Source organism: Aquimarina algiphila, assembly GCF_007489275.1.
In the GTDB taxonomy this organism is placed as follows: domain Bacteria; phylum Bacteroidota; class Bacteroidia; order Flavobacteriales; family Flavobacteriaceae; genus Aquimarina; species Aquimarina algiphila.
In genome coordinates this window covers 1-18,022 of sequence record NZ_VLNR01000076.1, presented here as the reverse complement: position 1 = coordinate 18,022, position 18,022 = coordinate 1, and the positions used below count along the sequence as shown (strand labels likewise).

The following is an 18,022-nucleotide window of genomic DNA, read 5'->3' as shown; positions in this document are numbered from 1 at the left end:
TCAAATTAATGGGGTAATAAAAACTTCAAATTATCAAGAACACATCTTCTGTTTATCTGCTATGAAATAGATTTAAAAGTAAAATTTCTTTTAATAAAGTATTCCAAAACATAGTAGCTGTCACACCTTTGATACATAGAAAAAGGAGTGTTTAAGCCACATTTTTAGGTTCCACATTATAACTTGAAACGCCTTCGCTAAGATTTATCTATAGTTTTGATGATAATAAAAACAAGGATTATCAGACTTTACTTAAATATTGCTGACACTCATTTTGCGTACACAATAAATTCAGTCAGATGTGAACTGTTTTTAATTCAAAAGTAAAGAGAAAATTGACCTTTTAAATCGTACTTATGATAAAAAATATACACCTACGTACGCTATTATATTTTGTAATATGTTATCTGTTTATTTTACCCACTTGCTATAGTTTTTGTTTAAAATCAGATAACGAAGAATTGGAGTTCTCTAGTTTTATAGGTGAATTTACTTCGATATGGGATACGACGCAACCAGGTAGTTCTGCAAACAATGAAATTATAATACCTACTAACCCGGCTTTTACTTATAATTATACTGTTGATTGGGGTGATGGAAGTAGTAACACAGGGGTAACAGGTGATATAACGCATACGTACGCCACAGCAGGAAGTTATACCGTGAAAATAAGTGGTGCTTTTCCTGCTATTTATTTTAATGACACAGGGGATAAGGAGAAAATCATCGAGATTCTAGAATGGGGTATTATCGAGTGGCAGACTATGGAGAATGCTTTTTATGGATGTGAAAACTTAAACTTTGATGCTATAGATTCTCCAGACTTATCTCGAGTAACCAGTCTTAAAAATATGTTTCGAGATTGTGACGTATTCAATGGAATTGTGAATAATTGGGATATAAGTACAGTAACAGACATTTCTGGAATGTTTTCAAATACTCGTTTTAATAGACCTTTGGCTAATTGGAATACAAGTAGGGTAACAGATATGTCAGAAACGTTTCAAAGCTCCAATTTTAATGAACCTTTGGATAGTTGGAATACATCATCTGTAACGAATATGAGCAGGATGTTTAATTCAGCCACAAGTTTTAACCAAAATATTAATGCTTGGAATGTGAGTAATGTGATCAATATGTCGAGGATGTTCGAAGTCGCTTTGCGATACAATAACCCCATGGATAATTGGAATGTAGCGAACGTAACCACTATGTTTAGAATGTTTTATAGAGCACGTGAGTTTGATCAACCTCTCAATAGTTGGAATGTTGGCAAAGTGACGAATATGTCAGAGATGTTCGCTGGCTTTTTAGACATGATTTTTAATCAACCACTCAATAATTGGAATGTAGAAAATGTTGAAACTATGAGTGCGATGTTCTTTAGATGTGCATCATTTAATCAACCATTGGATAATTGGAATGTACAGAATGTTACAGATATGAGTAGAATGTTTGAGAGAGCCAGAGCTTTTGATCAATCGCTCAACGATTGGGATGTTAGTAATGTTACTAATATGAAAGGAATGTTTTCTGGTGATAACCGAATCATGATTTTTAATCAACCTCTAAGTAACTGGGTGGTAAATAAAGTTACGGATATGAGCGAAATGTTTAAAAATTGTACAGCCTTTGATCAGCCGCTAACTACCTGGAATGTAAGCTCGGTTACCAATATGGAGCAAATGTTTTTTAATGCTTCTCAGTTTAATCAATCAATTAATAATTGGACTACAACTAGCTTGAACAATATTACATCTATGTTCTTTAGAGCAACTCTATTTAACCAACCATTAGACAATTGGGATGTAGACGATGTAACTGCTATGAACAACACATTTAACCAGGCTACAGCTTTTAATCAAAATTTAGCGTCTTGGAATGTAACCAGTGTAGAGGGTATGGCTAATATGTTGAATAATACAGGTATGACTCAAGAGAACTATGATAATACACTCATAGGTTGGGCTTCTCAAAATGTGATGAACGACGTGTCCTTGGGAGCTTTAAATTTAACCTATTGTAATGCATTAACTGTAAGACAAGAACTCATAGATGATCATAATTGGACTATTAGCGGTGATGCTGTTAATTGCTCTTTTGTATTATGTACTTCAATTATATCACCCGTAAATGGAGATACCAACGTACCTGCTAATTCTGATATTAGATGGAATCCGGCGCCTAATGCCACAGGATATTTTATAAGTATACGAAGAGAAAATGATGCAGGAGATATAATACAAGTAATTTATGATAATGAAGATGTTGGTAATGTAGTTGGAGTAGATTTTACCAATGAATTTATTCCTGGGGACAATGTTTTTATAACCGTTATACCTTATAACGATGAAGGGCCTGCTGTAGGATGTGAAGAAATACAATTTAAAACAGTAGAAAGTTGGGTAAATAGTCCGGATGCCTTTAAATTCACTGTAGATACCAGGAATTTAGATAGAAGTTCAAGTGCAGCAAACCAATTGATCATTGAAACCGTAAGAGGTTATGATTTCAATTTCTCTATTGATTGGGGAGATAATCAATATGATAATAATGTTACGAATGAAATTACACATACCTATTTAATCCCGGGGATTTATACCATTGCAATTATAGGGGATTATCCTGCGCATTCTTACGGGAGAACAGATAGAGATAATAAAAAACTAATCTCTGTAGATCAATGGGGGACACAACCCTGGCAAACTATGCAGCAAGCTTTTTGGTTTTGTGATAATATGGAATATAACGCAATCGATGTACCAGATTTATCCAATGTGATTAGCATGGCTCGCATGTTTAGAAGGAACAAATTATTTAATGGTAATATTAATAATTGGGATGTAAGTAACGTGACAAACATGGCAAATTTATTTTATCAGGCCGAAATATTTAATCAACCATTAGACAATTGGGATGTAAGTAATGTGACTACCATGACTAATATGTTTAACACCGCAAAAGCCTTTAACCAACCATTAAATACTTGGGATGTAGGAAATGTTACTAATATGAGTGATATGTTTAACGATAGTGAAGCCTTTGATCAGCCTTTAAATAGGTGGAATGTTGCTAAAGTAACTACTACAAAAAGAATGTTTGCCAATGCTAGAAGTTTTAATCAGTCACTTAATAATTGGGACGTAAGCAATGTTGAAGAGATGGAAGAAATGTTTAGTTCTGCAGAGGTTTTTAATGGAGAGCTAAATAGTTGGACTATGGGAAAAGTGACTACAATGAGAAGAATGTTTTACAATGCAAAACAGTTTAATCAGCCCTTAGACTTATGGGATGTGAGTACAGTAATTGATATGCAAAATATGTTCAACATTACGAGTTCATTTAACCAACCTTTAAATACTTGGGATGTGAGTAATGTAACCAATATGTCCAGTATGTTTAGAAGTGCAAACTCATTTAATCAACCTTTAGATCAATGGCAGGTAACTTCTGTGGTAAACATGTCTAGTATGTTTTCGTATGCTTCTAGTTTCAATCAAAATATTAATAATTGGGCGGTTACTAATGTTAGATTTATGGGAGGTATGTTTGAGTTTGCTATTGCTTATAATCAACCACTTTTTAACTGGGATGTAAACTCTGTAGTAACCATGAATAATATGTTTAGAGGGGCTACTGTTTTTAACCAACCCATTGGTAATTGGAATGTAAGTGCAGTAGCATCTATGAATTCTATGTTCGAAGATGCTATAGCTTTTAATCAACCATTAAATACCTGGGATGTAAGTTCTGTTACTCTAATGCAATACATGTTTAAAGGGACATCAATATTTGATAATCCAATAAGTAATTGGGAAGTAGCTTCTGTTACGAATATGGAAGGTATGTTTAAAGATGCAATTCTGTTTAATCAACCATTAGAAAATTGGAATACAGAAGAAGTACTAAATATGAAAGAAATGTTTAGTGGAGCAACTGTGTTTAATCAAAATCTAGATTCTTGGAACGTCTCATTTGTTACAACAATGGAAGAAATGTTTAGAAATGCTACTGCTTATAATCAAGCGATGGACTCTTGGAATGTCGCCTCGGTAACAACTATGAAAGGTATGTTTCAAGGTGCAACTACTTTTAATGAAGTTATTAATAATTGGAATGTAAGAGGTGTACTTACGATGTCTAGTATGTTTAATGGTGCGTCTGCTTTTAATCAGTCCCTTAATGGATGGAGAATAAATGGAGTTCAAAACATGGATTTTATGTTTGTTGGCGCTCTTGCTTATAATCAAGCGATGGACACTTGGAATATTGGTAATGTTAGTATGAGATCAATGTTCCAGGGAGCATCCACTTTTAATCAATCTTTGGATAGCTGGAATGTGAGTAACGTTAGTAATATGCGTGATATGTTGGATAACACAGCACTTACTCGAGAAAACTATGATAATACACTCATTGCCTGGTCTACACAAGCTTTAACTTCAGGGATTAATTTTGGTGCAGAAACCTTGCCTTATTGTGATAGTATAGAAGAAAGACAATCTATGATTGATACCTATGGATGGGTTTTTACAGGAGATATTCGGGATTGTCCTATTCCAGAATGTACACAGTTGATCTCACCAGAAAATGGAGCTGTTGATATTCCTGTAAATACTAACCTTGTTTGGAGTCCAGCACTATACGCAACAGAATATGACTTAACAATCACTTTATTACCAAGTAATGTAGTAATTAACCAAACTGTAAGCACTGAGTTTTATGAGTTTGCAGTCAATACGCTTGTGGGTTCTACAGGTGTACGGGTTCTTATTGAACCTAAAAATGATGAAGGTATTGCTACAGGATGTGTTGCAGAAACTTTTAGTTTGTCGATGAATTCTGCTTCAGTTCCTGGTTGTACAATGCTTACCAGGCCTTCTGCAAATAGTACAGATGTTGAAGTAGATGTTGATCTTTTTTGGGGAGCAATTGCAAATGCAGATGGATACTTTTTAACGATAGGGACTTCTGCTGGTAGTAGCGATATTCTAAATAATGAAGATGTCGGTAATGTAACTACTTTTGATTTGTCTAATAATTTACCAGAAGATACTGAAATATTTGTAACCCTAACTCCTTATAACGAACAGGGTAATGCTACAGGGTGTACAGAAGAAAGTTTTACAACAGAACTGATTCCTGTTGCACCTCTGTGTACCACTATTTCTAATCCGCTAAATGATGCCATTAATGTACCTGTAAATACCAATTTAAGTTGGAATAGTTCTGATGGAGCTACTGGATACTTGGTTAGAGTAGGAACTACACCTGGAGGTATTGAAATTGCAAATAATATTGATGTTAAAAATGTAACTACCTATGATTTCCCAAGTGATCTTAGTGAAAATAGAACTTTTTATGTGACAATTACACCATATAATGGCGTTGGAGATGCAATCGGATGTTTAGAAGAAAACTTTAGAACAGGTGGATCAACATTAAATACTCCGCCAATTTGCACAACACTTATTACTCCTTTAAATGGAGCGGTAGATATAGGAATAGATACTAATTTAACCTGGAATGGAAGTGCTAATGCAGATGGGTATAAAGTAACGGTTGGGACGACGGCTGGAGGAACTGATATCTTAAATAATTTTGATGTAAATAATGTTACTACATACGACTTAATGAATGATTTACCAGAAGGGGAAGAAATCTTTGTAACCATAACCCCATATAATAGTTTTGGAGATGCCACGGGATGTAATGAAGAAAGTTTTACAATAGAAACTACAGCTGTACTTCCAGGTTGTACTACCTTGACTACGCCAACTAATGGAGCTAGAAATATAGCATTAGATACTAATCTAGCTTGGAATACGATAACTGATGCTTTAGGATATCGAATTTCTGCAGGGACTACTTCGGGAGGTGTTGATATTGTAGACAATCAGGATGTAAGCAATATGACTACTTTTGATTTCCCAAATGATCTACCCGAAAATACAGAGATATTCGTAACAATTACACCTTATAATGCTGTGGGTAATGCTACAGGGTGTATAGAAGAAAGTTTTAGTACAGAAACCTTATCTACTGGTCTTGGTTGTACTACTTTGACTTCACCAACTAATGGAGCTAGAAATGTATCGACAGATACTAATCTAGATTGGGATGAGGTAGCCGATGCTACGGGATATCGAATTTCTGCAGGGACTACTTCGGGAGGTAATGATATTGTAAACAATCAGAATGTGAGCGGTATGACTACTTTTGATTTCCCAAATGATCTACCCGAAAATACAGAGATATTCGTAACAATTACACCTTATAATGCTGTGGGTAACGCTTCAGGATGTATAGAGGAAAGTTTTACTACAGAAAATATGACTATAATTCTGGGTTGTACTACTTTGACTACACCAACTAACGGAGCTAGAAATGTATCGATAGATACTAATCTAGATTGGGATGAGGTAGCCGATGCTACGGGATATCGAATTTCTGCAGGGACTACTTCGGGAGGTAATGATGTTGTAGACAATCAGGATGTAAGCAATATGACGACTTTTGATTTACAAAATGATTTACCCGAAAACACAGAAATATTTGTAGTGATTACACCCTATAATGCTGCAGGTGATGCTACTGGGTGTATTGAAGAAAGTTTTACTACAGAAAATCCAATAATAGTTGTAGAAGATAATATCAAATACGGATTTTCACCAGATGGCGATGGAATTAATGAATTCTGGGAAATTGACGGAATAGAGAATTACCCGGACAATACTGTTTCTATTTACAATCGTTGGGGTGATATGGTATTTAAAATTTCAGGTTACAATAATACATCAAGAGTCTTTAGAGGAGATGCCAATCGTCTAACCAATCTGGGGGGAGGTCAATTACCAGAAGGGACTTATTTCTTTAATATTAATATTCCTCAAAGTAATACTCTAAAAAAACTAAAAGGCTTTTTAGTTTTAAAACGATAACTTTATGACAAAATTTAGATATCGTATACTGGCAATACTTCTTTTGTCTTTATATAATTATACTATAGAGGCTCAGCAAACACCTGTGTTTTCTGATTATTATTACAATCAAGTATTAATTAATCCTGCTCATTCTGGTTATCATCAAAACACCGAGGTAAGTATAAGTAACTTCGGATATTTAAGTGAATTTGAAGGAAACCCAAGAACATTTTCGGGTATTTTTAATACAAATGTTTTTAAGGAAAATGTTGGAATTAGCGGAGGTTTTATAAGTGATCAAATCGGTGTAACTTCTGTAAGAACAGTCTTCGCTTCGTATGCATATAAAATATCTTTTGATCACAATTATGATCGAGCTCGTTGGTGGAACTATAACCCTAATGTTTTATCTTTTGGACTTACTACTGGGATGCTTTTTTTAAATGAAGATTTATCACGCTTAAATATACAGGGGGATCCAAATTTTGAAAACGATGTAAATGTAACGGTTCCAACTTTTGGTTTGGGAGTACTCTATAATCATGATAAACTTTATATTGGTTTTTCAGCACAAAATATAGGGGCTAATAGTATAAATTCTGATCAAAATGTAAATATCCAAACACCTTATTATTTGTATGGAGGATATAGGTTATATTTTAGTAGGTTTGAAGAAATACGTGTCCAACCAAGTGTATTGGCCAAGTTTGAACCAGATGCTCCCGCTCAGTTTGATTTTAATGTATCTGTTAATTATAAAAATAAAATAGAAATAGGAGCAGGTTATCGAAGTAGTTCTTCATTGAATGCTCTTATCGGACTTTATTTGTTTAAAAATTGGCGCTTTGCTTACACCTATACTGCTTTTGACAGAAATACTCCTTTTAACGACACCAATGGTTTTATACTAACCTATAAATCTGGCAAAGGATTTTAGTTTTGTTAATCTCATTCATTTGATAAATAATTACCAAAGTCAGACCATTTTTCAAGTTTTAAGTGATTTATTTTTTATAGCTATAGTGATACCTGATACCATTGTTGAATCTATTTTTACCATAGGATATAATATAAAACCAATTTATTTAAGGATTTTACTTTCATTTTCTAATAATCTTACTTGGGGATGAAATAAGGATACAGTATAAGATGAAAGATGTAAGTTTTTTTAATTATTTAGGCTTACAGCTTAAGAACCATAGCTTTTATGTTATGCCTTTTTGATGTCTTCTATTTGTTCAAGAATGGCTTGAGCTTCTGCGTATTTCTTATCACTTTCAGTTCTGTTAATACTTGATAATTCATGCCATTGACTCATCAGTTTTTTATATTTCTTCTGCAAAACTTCGGTTTCACTTTTTTTCTTAAATAATCCAAACATAGCTAGTTTTTAAATATTATTGTAGTACACATTTGGTGCCTCATGATTTTTACATTAAGAAATTCATAATTTTCTATTATTAGTTTCTCTTTCTTATCAATTTTTAAGTATTGAGATAGTTCTGTAATTCTGCTATCTTGTTAGGTGTGTTAAATACTCCTCCATAATAACAAGTTACTGTTGTAGATGTATCATCTTTAATTCCTCGTGAGGATACGCACAAATGTTTAGCATCAATAATAACCGCAACATCTTCTGTGTCTAATACTTGTTTTAGTTCTATTGCGATTTGATTTGTTAATCGTTCTTGTACTTGAGGCCGCTTTGCAAAATATTGTACAACTCTATTCAATTTTGATAACCCAATCACTTTACCTGATGAAATGTATGCAATATGTGCTTTACCAATGATAGGCACAAAATGATGTTCGCAGTTAGAATAAAATGTGATATTTTTTTCAACTAACATTTGCTGATATTTATATTTATTATCAAACAATGCAATCTTCGGTTTATTCTGTGGATCCAATCCCGAAAAGATTTCATCAATATACATTTTTGCAACTCTTTTTGGAGTTCCTTTAAGAGAGTCATCTGATAAATCTAACCCCATAACGTCCATAATTTCTGCAAACAAATGAGTGATACGTTCTTTTTTTTCATTATTTGATAACTCAAAAGCATTTTCTTTCATCGGTGTTTCTATTCCGGTACTGATATGATCATCTCCTATTTCATCTATAGAAAAACCATTTAAATTGTAACCATTAGGCTTTAATAAAGTTTCGGTTTCTAGTTTCATTTATGTTTTTTTAGAAATGTAATTGATAAAAATTAACTGTCATCATTAAATACAGAAAGATTGTAAAAAAGATTTCTCTGTTTTGAAAATTTATTGATGCATTATGTATTCAAATTTACAATATTGTTTAATATTTTTTTATATTAGTTAAACAAAAATTAACATAGTGCTATAAGTTTTATTGATTGAAGCATCGTAAATTTGTTGACATTCAGTTTTTTGGAAAACTTTTTTATACACTTGATTTATGAATTCTTTGTTCCTGTTCTGTTGTTTTTTAATGCTTATGAATAACCCATTACTCATTTTTGATTTTAATAAAGATACCGATAGTACTTGTTGGAAAATAGTTGATGATAAAGTTATGGGAGGTCGTTCTGGGGGTAACTTCTATATTAATAATGAAGGTTCTGGAGTTTTTGAAGGATATGTATCCTTAGAAAATAATGGTGGCTTTTCTTCGGTGAGATATAATTTTGAGTCCAGAAATGTTGATAATTATAGCAAAATTGTTATTCGTTTGCGAGGAGACGGAAAACGTTACCAGTTAAGAGTTAAGTCAAATAAAAGTGATTCACATGCTTATATCAATTATATCTTGACAACAAAAAATTGGCAAGTGATCGAGATACCTTTATCTGAAATGTATCCTACTTTTAGGGGGAGGAAGTTGGATATTCCTAATTATCCAGGTACAACTCTTGAAGAAATAGCTTTTCTTATTGGAAATAAAACAGCTGAGCAATTTAAATTGGAGATCGATAGCATATCATTGCATTAATCCTGTCTATTTATGATAAAATAATTTTAAGATTAGTATAATCTACTAAAGGGCAATACATAAAGAGGAAAAATATAATATAGATATTAATTTCTTTTTTAACCCATTGATCAAAAAATTTACTCTAAAGGATTAAATTGAATCTACGTGAGGAAATCTTAGATCATAATCTGCTTTTAAGTGTATTAATTTTTCAAAAAAAGACGCATTTTCTTTATGGGTTCTATTGTTTTTGAAATGAATAAACCTACCCTGAGCATGAATACTAATTCCATTAGTTTTATATAAATAAAATTGGTAATAAGGTATAACCCAAGTGTAATTTTTTAGCCCTTTATTTATCCCTATTAAAATTCCATTAGGTCTTAATTCAATATTGCCATAATTGAGGTCAGAAACAGTGTTTAAATAAGATTTCAAATTAGGACTCACTTCTTGTATTATCATACGTTTTGAACCTATACCATTTAATTTTAAACGTTGTAAAAAGGAAAATGGTTTTCCAATCAAATTGTTGATTGTTTTTCTGGTATCTTTATTCGTATAAGTAGTTTCTAAAACCATTTTTTTCAAAATGTTGTTTATAAGTGAGTTTTTGTGGTTAAATAACCAATTTAGATAACAGGTGTCCCTTTAAGTCGTTTTTCTATTTTCTTCTTCTTAGCAGTTACGCGTTTCATAATATCCATAAGTTTGGTATCCTTGGTTTTTTTATAAATTTCATTTATTGCCAAAATAATTGATTTGGCTTCTCTTGAAGCTACGACCCGATCACTTGTACTCATGTTACTCATTTTCATCCCTTCAAAGTCTAAGGCTCTTTTTATTAGTTCCATAATTAAATTTTTATTTAAAGATACAAATTGTTTAATAATTTATTAAAAACTTTAAACAAAATTAACATTACATAGAATTTGAGTTAAAAATTTGATTTCATTAAAGATGTTTTTAGTCAGATAATAGATTAGATTTTTTAAAAAGTTATAATCTAAGATAAGTGGTTCATAATGTATACTAGCATCTTTTTCGAATTTATGCTAAGAAGACAGTGTTTTTCTGGTGAGTAAATGCTTGGATGAATGACTTAAAAATATTAATTAAATATAATAGTAATACATTCCATTTGTATGAGCATTCCTTATTTAAGATAGAAATTAAAAGCAAATATTTTGAGAATCAAATTTGATGAAAATAAAAAAGTGACACTGCAAATAGATATATTCCCCCAAAATACCCGATTTTTTTTGTGTCACTTTTTTGATACGCCCAACTTACATTAAGTTTTCCAAAAAAAATATTTCATCTTATTTCATCAAAGTAATAAAGCTGAGTTTTTTTGGCTTTTTTAAGTGTAACAAATTCATTGTAAATGTTTTAATAAAAGATTAAAAACAATGTTTAAATTTTGTGCAAAATCCAATATACTTTATTGACTTATTAAAAGTACGGTAAAACCATAAACAATTGTATATCAGACATTTAATTTTGTTTTTTTTCTTAAAAAAATGATAATCTTTTTTATATTTGATAAGTACTAAATAACCTTTAAAATGTGAAGCTATTGGGATGAAATATTCTTTTTTATACCCCAAAAAAGAGTGTATTGAGCTTGTGATTATAAATGTTATGGATGATTAGGTATTCATGATTTTTTTAAACTGAAATTTAAAATTATATAAATTTATTATAACACATAAAATCTAAATACTTAGTAAACATATCAATTAGTCATAATTAACTCCAATCGTACTCCTTTTTCGTTGCTAAAGTATTTATAATAGGTGCTCTGATATAGATATAAATTGTTTTTATATTAATAGTAGGTAGTAATGGATTTATGTGTTTTCAAGTATTATTTAGTTAGACAATTATGACAATACCATAGGTTTTGATTGTTATAAAAGTTTATAAACAGGGGTTTTAGAGATCTGTTTTGTTAATTATAATGTCTTGATATATTAATGCTTCTTAGGTGTTATAGGGAGATTTATGGTAAAGATATTTTGATCATATGATGTATTCAGCATTTATTTTATGCTGTAAAATCAGAAAATAACAGAACCGAATTTAAATAGTGTAAGAATTTTATAACAGAAAAAGGTTCGCTCGCAATGGGAATTATAAAAAATAACCGTACACAAGAAATTATATACCTTAATACTCAACATACGTTTGGGAGAAATCGACATACTTCCAATACTTATCTTTCTGAACAAGATATATCACAGTCTCATGCATTAATATCTTGGAAAGGTAGTCATTGGTATATCCAGGATCATAGCAGAAATGGTACTCTGGTGAATGGAGAATATATTAATCATGCGACCGTGAAACTTTCTAAAGGATCCAAAATCCAGTTTGGAGAGCAGGAAACTACACAGTGGGAAATGATAAATTTAGATTCTCCTTCAAGTTATCTGAAGTCATTAGAAAATCCAAGTAAAATAATTGAGTTAACCTCTTGTCATGCCTTTCCAGATGATGAAAAACCTGAAGTTCTTATTTATCCTGGAGATACAACCTGGAAATTAGAAAAAAATGGAGAAGCTCTTGATTTAATTCAGGATGAGGTGTATGGTATTGATAATGAGAAATATGTGTTTGTAGAGAATAACATATTAGAAGATACTATGGATAATGGGCATGTCGTAAATAATGCCTATTTCCAATTTATATTGAGTTCTGATGAAGAACATATTCGAATTAAAATTATTACTCAAAGTCAAGAACTAGATTTAGGAGAACGAGTACATAATTATATTTTATTGGCCTTGGCAAGAAAAAGATTAACAGATGTTAATAGAGGTCATGTTTTGGGGGATCAAGGTTGGATTACCATTGATGATTTACTAAAAGATATGAGTAGAGAATTCGGTAAAGAATTAGATGTATATTACTTAAATCTTAAGATTTATCGCCTTAGAAAATTATTGCTAGAAACAAAACCATACGGATATCTTTTTTCTAATATAATAGAAAGAAGGTACGGAGAAATACGGCTTGCACATCGTTACTTTCAAATACTTAAGGAAGAAGAATGTATTGGAGAAGTATTGGCTGTCGAAAGTTGAAACACGTTTCAAAACAATAAAGAAGTTTATGCAAATCACTAATACTACTTGACCATGAAAAATGTTTCGACAACCCACAAATCAGATGTCGATATTGACCTTAAAAACTATAGAATACAAGAAAAAATAGGAGAAGGAGGGTATGGTAAAGTTTTTAAGGCAGAGCAAATAAGCACAGGTCAGACGGTGGCTATCAAAATGCTTAAGTTTAAAGATACGCTCAGCGAACAATCAAAAAAGCAACATATTGCTCGTTTTGAAAGAGAAACACAATTGTGTGTGCAAATTAACCACCCTAATATCGTTACACTTTTAGATAAGGGGTATACTATTGATGAAGAACCTTATGCTGTTTTCGAATATATTTCAGGAGAAACATTAAAAGATCTTATCAATCGTACTAATGGTTTATCTGCAGAAGAAACCGGAGTATTGATGGAACAGGTTTTAGATGCTCTTGAATGTGCTCATGCCAAAGGAATTATTCACCGTGACCTAAAACCACATAATATCATGGTCACCAAAAGAAAAACCAAATCCTATGTGAAAATATTGGATTTTGGGATGGGAACGTTTTCTTACGATTTTAAATCTGATGATTATAAAGATTTAACGTTAACTCAAGAAGTTATAGGTACACCTGCCTACAGTGCCCCAGAACAATTAAGAGGAGAACCTCCTACTGTAAAATCAGATTTATATGCCTGGGGATTAATATTCTTAGAATGTCTTACGGGCCAGCCGGTAATGAAGGGTACAAGTGTTGCCGAAATATTTCAACAGCAATTAAATGCTGTTAATGTTCCTTTACCACCATCAATTATGGATCATCCTATTGCCAAAATATTAAACGATGTATTGCATAAGGATCCTCGTCAACGTATTCATAATGCAGAAATGATTTCTGAAGCATTTGCAGAAATAAATTTGAGCACAATTGTAGGGCAAATACAACCGCAAAATACAATTGTACAACCTGCTGAAGATGCCACTCAAATTAATCAATTTGCCTGGCTTAGTAATCATAGTGAGAAACGACAACTTACTGTACTTTGTGCAAAACTTAACTTATCGATATCAGGTAAATCTGCCTTGGATATAGAAACCCTTGAAGCTATTCAAAAAGATCAACTACACCTTTGTAAGGATATGGGAGTACGTTTTGGAGCTCATATTTCTGGTACCATGGCTGATACCATTATTATGTATTTTGGATATCCACAGGTAAGTGACAATGATGCCAGACGTGCTGGTAGAACAGCATTAGAATTGATAAGTCAATTACAAAAAAGAAGTGCGTTGCTCTATGCTCAGCACAGAATAAAAATTGATATACGAGTTGCGATCAATTCTGGTACAGTACTTATCAAACATAAAAGTGCCCCAGAAGGACTGGTAACCAATACAGCATTTAATCTTTTATACGAAACTCAACCAGGGCATATTCTGGTAGGAGAGACTACCAAAAAATTATTGGATCCTTATTTAGAGTTCGAACCTCATAGTAGTCAGGGGTTTTCTGGAAGTGGTCATGCAACATCTACATTCTTACTTACTGGTGAGCGTCCTGCAGAAGCACTGTCAAATCTTAGTTTACGTAGTGCCGAACAAAAAATGATCGGTCGGGAAACAGAACAACAACAGGTTCTAGAGGCGTGGGAGTCGATTGTATCTGCAAACGGAAAAACTGTATTGATTAAAGGTCAAGCCGGAATAGGAAAGTCTAAACTTATTTATGAAACTAAAAAACAAATCATTAATGAAGAGTTTTTAGTTAGAGAATGTCGTTGTCTTCCCGAATACCAGAATAATGCATTGTATCCTATTTTTGAGATGCTTAAAAAAGATGCAGAAATACATGAAGATATTACCGATAGCATCCCGCAACTTCAAAAAGTATTACAAAAAGCGGGTTGTGATCCTGCTGTTGCTATCCCTGTACTATGTTCCTGGTTTTCTATTCCTTTGGGAGATTCATATCCAACCTCAGATGCTTCTCCTTTAGAACAAAAAGAAATATTATTTGACACGTTAGAAAAATGGATTTTGAGTATTGATACTCAACAAAAATTCATGTTGATTGTAGAAGATTTACATTGGATAGATCCAACAAGTCTTGAGTTTCTAAATATATTGGTCGCAAAAAATTCTACGCAAAACTATTTTTTACTGCTTACTGCTCGGCCAGAGTTCACTACCGATTGGACAGAGGAACAGGTAACTACTATAGTCTTAGATATACTTAACAAGACCTATACAGAATCATTGATCAAAGATCTTATTCATCAAAAACCTATTGAAACCAAAGCGCTAGGTTATATTGTGGAACGATCTGATGGAATTCCTTTATTTATTGAAGATCTAACCAGTATGTTGCTTGAACAAGATTACTTGGTTTTAGATAACGGAACCTACCAACTGGCAGAAAAATTTGATACGTCCTCAGTACCAGTAACTTTAAAAGGTTTACTCAATACAAGATTAGGACGTACCGGTTTTGCCAAAGAAACGGCACAATTGGCAGCAGCTATTGGTCGTGAGTTTACCTATGATCTCTTGGTAAAAGCATCCATGCATGATGAAGCTATGGTACAAGGTAATCTTAATGTACTACAGGAAGCTAATCTTATCTATCGTCAACGTCGAGTACATAATGAGATTTATATTTTTCGTCATGCATTAATTCGAGATGCGGCATATGAGAGTATGGTGTCTCAGTTAAAAAAAGAGGTACATAGCAGAATTGCAGAGGCTATAGAAAATAATTTTAAAGAAATTATTAAGGAAAACCCATTTGAATTGGCTAGACATCAGGCTGAAGCTGGGCAATATGAAAAAGCATCCTTTTATGGTTTGCGATCTATTTCTGATACGTTAAAAAAATCTTCGTATTTAGAATCTATAAATCAATCAAATATAGTGATTGAATGGACTAGAGAAATTCAAATAAAAACAAGTAGAATTGAAAGTGAGTTACGAATAAATCAATATTTAGTTCAGGCATTAATAGCAATTAAAGGGTTTGCACATGAAGAAGTAAAATTGGTTAATGATAGATCAGAAGAACTAAGTCTTTTATTACCCGATAGTTCTAATTGGTTATTAAATATTTTGTGGACTAGAATTCAATTCAACCTTATGTCCGCAGATTATTCTAAATATGAACCTTTATGGATTAAAGCGGAAAAAGATGCTTTGGAGTTAAATCACAAGACATTACTTGTTGCTCTTTATGGTATAAATGGTTATAAGAATTGGCTATTTGGTAAATACAAAGAGGCGGAAAAAAATCTGAATAAATCAATTGAAATTTATGATGATATAAATGGTAAAGACGTAAAAGAATCTTTTGGTATAGATTATAAGGTTTATTGTTATTTGGTTTTAGCCAATGTATATGCATTTATTGGAGACTTCAATAAAAGTGATGAATTTGGAGATGAGGGTATTGAAATGGCGGAATCACTAAATGATGCGCATACAAAAGCATATGCCTTATCTCTTTATATATCGCTTTACTTTTATCGTGGTGAAGACGAGAGAATTAAAAAAGTTTTGAAGGACAATACGGATTTTTTAGTAAAACATAATTTCACTACATTTTTGTATTTGTTTGAGACCCTTAGTGGATTAGTAAATGATGATATTCATAATAGCATGAAATATAGAGATCTTATAGGTAATACAGGTGTAAAAGCTGCGGGGACATATTATTCTCTAATAGTTGCGCAAACGGCTTATAATTGTGGTCAATATAAAACTTCTCTTCAAATTATAGAGGATAATATGCAAGATGCGAAAAATAGTGGAGAGGTATTTCAATTGCCGGATTTTTATCGTCTTAAAGCTATGTGCTTATCTAAATTAACAAAGTCAAATAAAGAAATAAATCAGAATTTTGATAATGGGCTTGAATTTGCTAAAAAAGATAAAACTCTATTATATCAATTAAGAATACTAGTAGATTATTACAAAACTACAAATAGTTTAGAATTAAAAAATAAATGTATCGAAGAAATGCGTTTGCTACAATTTAAAGTAAATGAACAGAAAGGTATTAAACAAGTCAATCAAATAAGTGAAATATTAATAAATAATCATCTATAAAATTTGTAACCAATGAGTAAAGAAGACAAAAAAAAGATTTATGATATCTGCAAAAATTATTTCGATCTCAGCTTGAAGTGTGATCTTAATGAAGAAATGTCAAAGGCTTTTAAAGACCCTAAAAAGACAGTTGCTTTTTTAACTGATGGAAAAATGGATAATAAGTATGTATGGGAAGAAAAAGAAGGACCCTGGAAAGGCTGTGGTATGAAATTGCCAAAAAATACCAGAGTAATATTAGATTATGAAGTGTCTTGGCCTACGTTATATTTTGAAGAAGAAAAAGGAGATTCAAAAGAAACAATTATAATAAAAGAATCACCTTTAATGGTTCAATCTTCCACTAATACGCCTGATAAATATAGTCCTGAAGAACTTCAAAGAATTAATGTAAAAACGTTTATTAAACCAGATAGTGAAATAACTATTGTTCTGCCTTTTGACGAAACAGAACTAAAAAATTATGATGCAGTACTGGTAATGCCATGTTTTATTCCAGATAAGGATATGTTAACAAAAGTATGTCTTAAAGATCAAAAAGATCAGCCAGATATAATTTTAACGAGTTGCTAATATCTAAAAAGTAAAATATAGAACAAGTCTAATACTAATAAAAAAATCATAAATAAACCTGGTTTTTAGGTTGATGATTTAATTTATAGTATCTTTTTATAAGGGTTTAATCATCAAAGATTAAACCCTTGTTTTAACAAAGGTTAAGCTACACATTTGTCTTATTTGTTGTATTAAAGTATAGATGTAATCTTCTGTATATTGCTTTGATTCAATTCGAAATTACCCCCATTTATTTTAATAGGAAGAATTTAAATTAACCCGTTGTGCATTTAGTTAATATTAATTTTTAGGTTGTTTATATTTCTGTTGAATTCAAACCTATTGATATATTGAATAATGGTCATTGCTGTGATCTTTGATAAGATTCTATTTTTAAATCCC

At 31.8% G+C, this 18,022-nt stretch carries 10 protein-coding genes and 1 pseudogene; 6 read left to right on the top strand and 5 right to left on the bottom strand.

The window, feature by feature from the left end; all coding sequences use genetic code 11:
* Positions 1 to 356: 356 nt before the first annotated feature.
* Complete coding sequence (locus FOF46_RS25605) at positions 357 to 6,941, top strand: BspA family leucine-rich repeat surface protein (protein WP_143918426.1); 6,585 nt, start codon at positions 357 to 359, stop codon at positions 6,939 to 6,941.
* A 4-nt stretch (positions 6,942 to 6,945) separates the two neighbouring features.
* Entirely contained in the window at positions 6,946 to 7,860 is a 915-nt protein-coding gene (locus FOF46_RS25600; protein ID WP_109438763.1) for a PorP/SprF family type IX secretion system membrane protein, read from the top strand.
* Between the two features lie 273 nt (positions 7,861 to 8,133).
* Here the strand turns inward: FOF46_RS25600 and FOF46_RS25595 are convergent, their stop codons facing one another.
* Together FOF46_RS25595 and folE are read right to left on the bottom strand one after the other, a co-directional pair.
* Entirely contained in the window at positions 8,134 to 8,304 is a 171-nt protein-coding gene (locus FOF46_RS25595) for a Lacal_2735 family protein (RefSeq protein ID WP_109438762.1), read from the bottom strand.
* Between the two features lie 103 nt (positions 8,305 to 8,407).
* Complete coding sequence (gene folE / locus FOF46_RS25590; RefSeq protein ID WP_143918425.1) at positions 8,408 to 9,106, bottom strand: GTP cyclohydrolase I FolE; 699 nt, start codon at positions 9,104 to 9,106, stop codon at positions 8,408 to 8,410.
* A 286-nt stretch (positions 9,107 to 9,392) separates the two neighbouring features.
* Between folE and FOF46_RS25585 the strand changes: the two genes are divergently transcribed.
* Positions 9,393 to 9,887 (top strand): CIA30 family protein, encoded by a 495-nt coding sequence (locus FOF46_RS25585; RefSeq protein ID WP_208746817.1) that lies wholly within the window; start codon positions 9,393 to 9,395, stop codon positions 9,885 to 9,887.
* Positions 9,888 to 10,019: 132 nt separating this feature from the next.
* On the opposite strand, the gene FOF46_RS25580 is transcribed toward FOF46_RS25585, so the two are convergent.
* Together FOF46_RS25580 and FOF46_RS25575 are read right to left on the bottom strand one after the other, a co-directional pair.
* Positions 10,020 to 10,451, bottom strand: a complete 432-nt coding sequence (locus tag FOF46_RS25580) for a hypothetical protein (protein ID WP_109438759.1) — start codon at positions 10,449 to 10,451, stop codon at positions 10,020 to 10,022.
* A gap of 50 nt (positions 10,452 to 10,501) precedes the next feature.
* Positions 10,502 to 10,723 (bottom strand): hypothetical protein, encoded by a 222-nt coding sequence (locus tag FOF46_RS25575; protein ID WP_143918423.1) that lies wholly within the window; start codon positions 10,721 to 10,723, stop codon positions 10,502 to 10,504.
* Positions 10,724 to 11,998: 1,275 nt separating this feature from the next.
* Here FOF46_RS25575 and FOF46_RS25570 point away from each other — a divergent pair.
* From FOF46_RS25570 to FOF46_RS25560, 3 genes are read left to right on the top strand one after another with little or no spacing between them, the layout of a single operon-like run.
* Positions 11,999 to 12,958 (top strand): FHA domain-containing protein, encoded by a 960-nt coding sequence (locus FOF46_RS25570; RefSeq protein WP_143918422.1) that lies wholly within the window; start codon positions 11,999 to 12,001, stop codon positions 12,956 to 12,958.
* Between the two features lie 54 nt (positions 12,959 to 13,012).
* On the top strand, positions 13,013 to 17,065 hold the full coding sequence (locus FOF46_RS25565; protein WP_143918421.1) for a TOMM system kinase/cyclase fusion protein: 4,053 nt from the start codon (positions 13,013 to 13,015) through the stop codon (positions 17,063 to 17,065).
* A 12-nt stretch (positions 17,066 to 17,077) separates the two neighbouring features.
* A complete protein-coding gene (locus FOF46_RS25560; RefSeq protein WP_143918420.1) occupies positions 17,078 to 17,638 on the top strand; it encodes a hypothetical protein in 561 nt (186 codons plus the stop codon).
* 272 nt (positions 17,639 to 17,910) lie between these two features.
* Here FOF46_RS25560 and FOF46_RS32735 read toward each other — a convergent pair.
* Positions 17,911 to 18,022, bottom strand: a pseudogene (locus FOF46_RS32735) (IS982 family transposase); the annotation flags it as partial.

Coding starts and splice junctions, on each gene's coding strand:
- FOF46_RS25570 (WP_143918422.1), top strand. CDS start 11,999: ATGGGAATTATAAAAAATAACCGTACACAAGAAATTATATACCTTAAT.
- FOF46_RS25605 (WP_143918426.1), top strand. CDS start 357: ATGATAAAAAATATACACCTACGTACGCTATTATATTTTGTAATATGT.
- FOF46_RS25585 (WP_208746817.1), top strand. CDS start 9,393: ATGAATAACCCATTACTCATTTTTGATTTTAATAAAGATACCGATAGT.
- FOF46_RS25600 (WP_109438763.1), top strand. CDS start 6,946: ATGACAAAATTTAGATATCGTATACTGGCAATACTTCTTTTGTCTTTA.
- FOF46_RS25580 (WP_109438759.1), bottom strand. CDS start 10,451: ATGGTTTTAGAAACTACTTATACGAATAAAGATACCAGAAAAACAATC.
- FOF46_RS25565 (WP_143918421.1), top strand. CDS start 13,013: ATGAAAAATGTTTCGACAACCCACAAATCAGATGTCGATATTGACCTT.
- FOF46_RS25595 (WP_109438762.1), bottom strand. CDS start 8,304: ATGTTTGGATTATTTAAGAAAAAAAGTGAAACCGAAGTTTTGCAGAAG.
- FOF46_RS25560 (WP_143918420.1), top strand. CDS start 17,078: ATGAGTAAAGAAGACAAAAAAAAGATTTATGATATCTGCAAAAATTAT.
- folE (WP_143918425.1), bottom strand. CDS start 9,106: ATGAAACTAGAAACCGAAACTTTATTAAAGCCTAATGGTTACAATTTA.
- FOF46_RS25575 (WP_143918423.1), bottom strand. CDS start 10,723: ATGGAACTAATAAAAAGAGCCTTAGACTTTGAAGGGATGAAAATGAGT.